Raw genomic sequence first — 6,426 nt, 5'->3', positions numbered from 1 at the left:
AGGCGGGCTCCGGCGCTGTGGGCGTAGACGGTGACGATGGGTTCGTAGCTCAAGGCGCCTGCCTGAGCGGACCACTCGGGCGCATGGGGGGCGGTGAGGCGGGCGGCTTCGTTGGCGGTGCAGGCCAGCACCACGGCGTCGGCGGGGTCTCCGTTCACACGCCAACCGTCTGGTAAACGCTCCAATCGGTCGGCACGGGTGGACAGGTGCACCGTGGCGCCTGCCTGGGCCAGCCAGCTGCTTGCTGGCGCGGGCCATAACTCGCTCAGGCGCTGGCGGGGCAGCAGCAGGTCGGCGGAGCCTGGGCCTGAGAACAGGGCGTCTTTCAACACGCGCAGAAACACCGTGGCACTGGCTTGCGATGCGGGGGTGTTAAGCGCGGCCACGCACAGCGGGTCGAGCAGTTCTTCGCGCACTGCGAGGGGCAAGTGGGCGGTGAGCTGCGCTACGGTGAGCTTGGGATCGCAGCGGAACCCACGCAAAGCCCAACGTGTGGAAGTGACAAGCAAGGCCTGCTTGTCGCGCCAGCGCCAGCCGGGGTAATGCAGCACCGCGCCGGCAAAGGCCGCGATGGGGGATCCGGGTTGAAGCTGCAGGCCCGCGCCATCGGGGTAGGTGACACGCAGGGGTGTGCGCAGCAGCGCGTGGTCGATATCGACGCCCACGCGCCGCATCAGCGACAGCGTCTGCGTGTAGGCGCCGATCAGGATGTGCTGGCCGTTGTCGAGCACGACGCCATCGCCGAAGTCCACCTGCCGCGCGCGGCCGCCCAACTGGGGTGCCATCTCGTACACGGTGACCTGGTGGCCGCGGCGCGTGGCCTCGACCGCTGCGGCCAGGCCGGCCCAGCCGCCCCCGACGACGGCCACCCGCCGAGCGTGTGCCATCAGCGGCCCCGCCAGTTGGTGCGCGCCGCGATCCACAGCTTGCGCAGCGGCGTGAGCGACGTGCGCTGGTGCAGCACCTGGAAGTTGTCAGCCTCGATCTCGCGCAGCAGCGTGCGGTAGATGTTGGCCATCATCAGGCCAGGTTTCTGCGTGCGGCGGTCGGCTTCGGGCAGCAGCGCCAGGGCTTCGTCGTAGCAGCGGTGCGCGCGTGCGGCCTGGAACTTCATCAAGGCGGTGAAGCGGTCGCTGTAGCCGCGGTTCAGGATCTCCTGCGCCTTCACGTCGAATTGCTGCAGCTCCGACACCGGCAGGTAGATGCGCCCGCGCCGAGCGTCGTCGCCCACGTCGCGGATGATGTTGGTGAGCTGCATGGCCAGGCCCAGCTTGTGGGCGTACTGCACGGTGGACGGCTCGGTGCGGCCGAAGATGCCTGAAGCCACTTCACCCACCACGCCGGCCACCAGGTGGCAGTAGTGGGCCAGGCCGGGGTAGTCGAGGTAGCGCGATTGCTCCAGATCCATTTGGCAACCTTCGGCCACGGCGAGCAAGTGCTCGGCGCGGATGTCGAAGGCTTGCGTGTGCGGCATCAGCGCCTTCATCACCGGGTGGCTGGGCTGGCCGGCGTAGGCCATGGCCACCTCTTTGCGCCACCAGGCGAGCTTGGTGGCGGCGACGCCCGGATCCTGGACTTCGTCGACCACGTCGTCCACCTCGCGGCAGTAGGCGTAGAAGGCGGTGATGGCAGCCCGCCGAGGAGGCGGCAGGAACAGGAAGGCGTAGTAGAAGCTGGAGCCGCTTTGCGCGGCTTTCTCCTGCACGTACTGCTCGGGTGTGGTCATGGCCGAGCCTCCCCCAGCGACACCTGCGCATGCGGCCGCATGCGCAGGGCGCGCCACAGCAGCAGGGGTGCGTCGTACCAGCGAAGGCGAGGGCGGGTGTTGAGGCTGCGGTAGTCCATGCGCTCGATCTTTTCGAGAATGCGCAGCCCGCCTTGCACCACCAGGCGCAGCTCCCAGCCCGCGCGGCCGGGCAGGGCGTGTACCAGGGGGACGCCGGCCAGCATCAAGCCCTTGGCCCAGTTCACCAGGTCGGCCACCAGTGCGCGTGCCTGCGGCGAGTCGGTACGGGCCCACAGCGATTCGAGTGTGACGCCATGGCGTGCCAGGTCGGCCAGCGGCACGTAGGCGCGGCCGCGCCGGATGTCGACGCTCAGGTCTTGCCAGAAGTTGATGAGCTGCAAGGCGCTGCAGATGTCGTCCGATTGCTGCTGCTGTTCGCTGCCTTGCACGCCGTACAGGTGCAGCAGCAGTCGGCCCACCGGGTTGGCCGAGCGGCGGCAATAGGCGAGCAGTTCGGCGCGGTCGGCATAGGTGTTCTGGACTACGTCTTGCTCGAAGGCGCTGAGCAGGTCTTCGAGCAAGGGCAGGGGCAGGGCATGGCGGTCCAGGGCGTGCTTGAGCGGGACGAACACGTGCCGCCAGGGCGGCGCTGGTTCGTTGCCCGCGGCTGTGGCGGCCAGTTGCGCACGGTAGTCCGACAGGGCTTGGAGGCGCTGGGCGGGGGCGGCGTCGCCTTCGTCGGCCAGGTCGTCGGCCGTTCGTGCGAACCAGTAGATTGCGGCCACTGCGGGCCGCAGCTCAGGCGGGCACAGCACTGAGGCGACGGGGAAGTTTTCGTAGTGTTCGACGCTCATGGCGGCGGTCAGGGGCAATGTTTTCCGCGCGCATTGTCGCCCCGGATCCCGGTGTCAATTGCGGCACGCCCGTGACGCGAGGACTGTTTGACACCGAGGGATCACCCGAATACATTACTGACCAGTCAGTCAGTTGCGAACAACAATCAACTCAGCCACCCCTGCGCCTTCGAGGATGACCATGCGACTCACCTTGCCCATTGCACTGCTCAGCGTGGCCGTTCTGGCCGCTTGTTCGAAGGCCGAAACCCCGTCAGCCCCGGTGCGGGCGGTGCGTACGATGACGGTGGCGGCTGACAGCGCCGGCGCCAGCTACGAATACGCGGCCGAGGTGCGGGCGCGGACCGAATCGCGGCTGGGCTTCCGGGTGGGCGGCAAAATCGTGAGGCGTGCGGCGAACGTGGGCGACACGGTGAAAGCCGGCCAGGTGCTGGCCCAGCTCGACCCGCAGGACCTGAAGCTCGGCCAGGAGGCCGCCAACGCCGCGCTCGTGGCTGCGCAAGCCAATCTCGACCAGACCGTGGCCGACTTCAAGCGCTTCAAGGAGCTGCGCGACCAGGGCTTCATCAGCTCGGCCGAACTGGAGCGGCGAGAGACCGCCCTCAAATCGGCCCAGGCTCAATTCGACCAGGCCAAGGCGCAATCCAGCGTGCAAGGCAACCAGGCGGGCTATGCCGCCTTGGTGGCCGACGCAAACGGTGTGATCACTGCCGTCGATGCCGAGCCCGGCATGGTGGTCGCCGCGGGTGCGCCTGTGCTGCGGCTGGCGCACGACGGCCCGCGCGACGTGGTGTTCAACGTGCCCGAGGACAAGGTCAACGAGATCAAGGCCTTGGCCGCCGCGCCCGGCCGACTCAAGGTGCGCATGTGGGGCAGCACCGAGCTGCTGCCGGCGCACATCCGCGAGATCGCGGCGGCGGCCGACCCCGTCACGCGCACCTTCGCTGTCAAGGCCGACATGCCGGCGTCCACCTCGAACGGGGTGCGGCTGGGGCAGACGGCCACCATCGTGGTCGACATGCCCAAGGTGGCCGGCATCACCAAGCTGCCGCTCTCGGCCTTGCGTGAAGACCAGGGCAAAACCGCCGTGTGGGTGCTCGACAAGACGACCATGACCGTGGCCTCCAAGGTGGTGCAGATCGCCGGTGCTGACGGCAACGAGGTGGTGGTCACCGGTGGTGTGGCGCCTGGCCAGATCGTGGTGACGGCCGGTGTGCACGTGCTCAACCCCGGCCAGCAGGTGAAGCTCTACGTCGACCCCGCGGCACCCGTTGCGCCCAGCGTGGCCAGTGGCACGCCGGTGTCGGTGAAGTAATGAGCGAGGTGTCTGTGGATACGACGACCTCCGCTGCGCAGCGCTTCAACATCTCGCGCTGGGCGCTGGAACACCCCGCGCTGACCCGTTACCTGCTGGTGGTGCTGCTCTTGCTCGGCTTGGCCGCCTACTTCCAGCTGGGGCAGGACGAAGACCCGCCGTTCACCTTCCGTGCGATGGTGGTTCGTGCCTACTGGCCGGGCGCCACGGCGCAGCAGGTGGCTGACCAGGTCACCGACAAGCTGGAAAAGACGCTGCAGGAGGTGCCCTACGCCGACAAGATCCGCAGCTACTCCAAGCCGGGTGAGACGCTCATCATCTTTCAGCTGAAGGACTCCACGCCACCCAAGGAGGTGCAGCAGATCTGGTACACGGTGCGCAAGAAGGTCAGCGACATGCGCAGCACCTTGCCGGGCGGCGTGCTCGGGCCCTTCTTCAACGACGAGTTCGGGGACGTCTACGGGTCGATCTACGCTTTGGCCAGCGACGGCTTCACCTACGACGAACTGAAAGACCAGGCCGACCAGGTGCGCCAGCGCCTGCTGAAGGTGAAGTACGTCAACAAGGTCGAGGTCTTCGGCGCTCAGGACGAGAAGATCTTCATCGAGATCTCGCAGAAGCGCCTGGCGCAGCTGGGACTCGACTTCAACGCCGTGCTGGCCCAGCTGGGGCAGCAGAACGCGGTCGAGTCGGCCGGCACCATCAACGCGCCCACCGACTACGTGCAGGTGCGCGTGGGCGGCCAGTTCAACTCGGTGGAGCAGCTGAAGAACTTCGCCATCCGCGCCAATGGTGCGAGCTTCAAGCTCGGCGACATTGCGCAGGTGAAGCGCGCTTATGTCGACCCACCGCAGGTGAAGGTGCGCCACCAGGGCAAGGAAGTGATCGCGCTGGGCATCTCCATGGGCAAGGGCGGTGACATCATCGAGATGGGCCAGTCGCTCAAGGTTGCCACCGATGCCATTCGCGACGACCTGCCGGCTGGCATCGAGATGTACCAGTTCCAGAACCAGTCCACCGTGGTCGCACGCTCGGTGAACGAGTTCGTGGGCGTGCTGATCGAGGCCGTGGTGATCGTGCTGGCGGTCAGCTTCGTGAGCCTGGGCCTGCACTTCAAGCCGCTGCGGCTCGATTGGCGGCCCGGCCTGGTGGTGGGCATCACCATCCCGCTGGTCCTGGCCATCACCTTCGTCACCATGTACTACTGGGGCGTCGGCCTGCACAAGATCTCGCTCGGCTCGCTGATCATCGCGCTCGGCCTGCTGGTGGACGACGCCATCATCGCCGTCGAGATGATGGTGCGCAAGCTGGAAGAGGGCTACGACAAGGCGCGTGCCGCCACCTTCGCTTACGAGGCGACGGCCATGCCCATGCTCACCGGCACGCTGATCACCGCGGTGGGCTTCCTGCCGATCGGCATGGCCAAGTCGCAGGTGGGCGAGTACACCTTCGCAATCTTCGCCGTCACAGCAGCCGCACTGCTGATCTCGTGGCTGGTGTCGGTGTACTTCGTGCCCTACCTCGGTACCCTGCTGCTCAAGACCAAGCCGCACGGTGACGACCAACCGCACGAGCTCTTCGACACGCCGTTCTACACGCGCTTTCGTGCGCTGGTGAACTGGTGCGTGAAGCACCGCTGGATCACCATCGGGCTGACCGTCGGCACGCTGCTCCTGGGCTTCGTGGGCATGGGCAAGGTGCAGAACCAGTTCTTCCCCGATTCCAACCGCCTCGAAGTGCTGGTGGACCTGTGGTACCCCGAGGGCTCGTCGTACGCGGCCAACGAGGCCGTCACCAAGCGCGTGGAAGCGCGCCTGATGAAGCTCGACGGTGTGGATCACATCACCACCTGGGTGGGCAGTGGCGTGCCGCGCTTCGCCCTGGTGCTCGACCAGATCTTCCCGCAGAGCAACGTGAGCCAGATCGTGGTGCTGCCCAAGGATCTGAAGGCCCGCGAGAAGCTGCGCAAGGAGTTGCCGGAGCTGCTGGCCACCGAGTTCCCCGAGGTGCGCGCCCGGCCCAAGCTGCTGCCCAACGGGCCGCCCGTGCCGTACCCGGTGCAGTTCCGTGTCGTGGGGCCGGACCCGACCAAGGTGCGTGCCTATGCCGACGAGGTGAAGGCCATCATGCTGACCAACCCCAACATGCGCGGCGTGAACGACAACTGGAACGAGTCGGTCAAGGTGCTGCGCCTCGAGGTCGACCAGGACAAGGCGCGGGCCCTCGGCGTGTCCAGCCAGGCCATCGCCCAGGCGGCGCGCACGCTCAACAGCGGCACCACCGTGGGCCAGTACCGTGACGGCGACAAGTTGATCGACATCGTGCTGCGCCAGCCGCTGGAAGAGCGCAAGGCACTCACCGACCTGGCCAACGCCTACGTGCCGACCACGTCCGGACGCAGCATCCCGCTGGGGCAGATCGCCAAGGGCAGCTTCATCTGGGAGCCTGGCGTGCTGTGGCGCGAGAACCGCGACTACGCGGCCACCGTGCAGGGCGACATCATCGATGGCCTGCAGGGCGCGACCGTGACA

5 protein-coding genes are annotated in these 6,426 nt (G+C 67.2%); 2 read left to right on the top strand and 3 right to left on the bottom strand.

The features are described from left to right. From VFL64_RS20940 to hpnC, 3 genes are all read right to left on the bottom strand, one after another. A partial coding sequence (locus tag VFL64_RS20940) for a hydroxysqualene dehydroxylase (RefSeq protein ID WP_489542321.1) occupies nucleotides 1–887 on the bottom strand: 887 nt, incomplete at its 3' end. After that, nucleotides 887–1,726 (bottom strand): presqualene diphosphate synthase HpnD, encoded by an 840-nt coding sequence (gene hpnD / locus VFL64_RS20935; protein WP_489542320.1) that lies wholly within the window; start codon nucleotides 1,724–1,726, stop codon nucleotides 887–889. The genes hpnD and VFL64_RS20940, both read right to left, overlap by 1 nt. Further along, nucleotides 1,723–2,580: a squalene synthase HpnC gene (gene hpnC / locus VFL64_RS20930; protein ID WP_489542319.1), complete on the bottom strand. Its 858-nt coding sequence runs from the start codon at nucleotides 2,578–2,580 to the stop codon at nucleotides 1,723–1,725. The genes hpnD and hpnC overlap by 4 nt, the downstream gene beginning before the upstream one ends. Nucleotides 2,581–2,761: 181 nt before the next feature. On the opposite strand from hpnC, the gene VFL64_RS20925 reads away from it, so the two are divergent. Both VFL64_RS20925 and VFL64_RS20920 read left to right on the top strand, forming a co-directional pair. Then, nucleotides 2,762–3,895, top strand: coding sequence for an efflux RND transporter periplasmic adaptor subunit (locus VFL64_RS20925; protein ID WP_489542318.1), 1,134 nt, complete (start codon nucleotides 2,762–2,764; stop codon nucleotides 3,893–3,895). Continuing rightward, nucleotides 3,895–6,426 (top strand): efflux RND transporter permease subunit (locus VFL64_RS20920; RefSeq protein WP_489542317.1); only part of this gene is annotated, 2,532 nt, incomplete at its 3' end. The genes VFL64_RS20925 and VFL64_RS20920, both read left to right, overlap by 1 nt.

The sequence above is a fragment of the Rhizobacter sp. genome (genome assembly GCF_035702065.1).
Classification (GTDB): Bacteria; Pseudomonadota; Gammaproteobacteria; order Burkholderiales; family Burkholderiaceae_C; genus Rhizobacter.
This window is presented reverse-complemented; position numbering and strand designations above follow the sequence as displayed.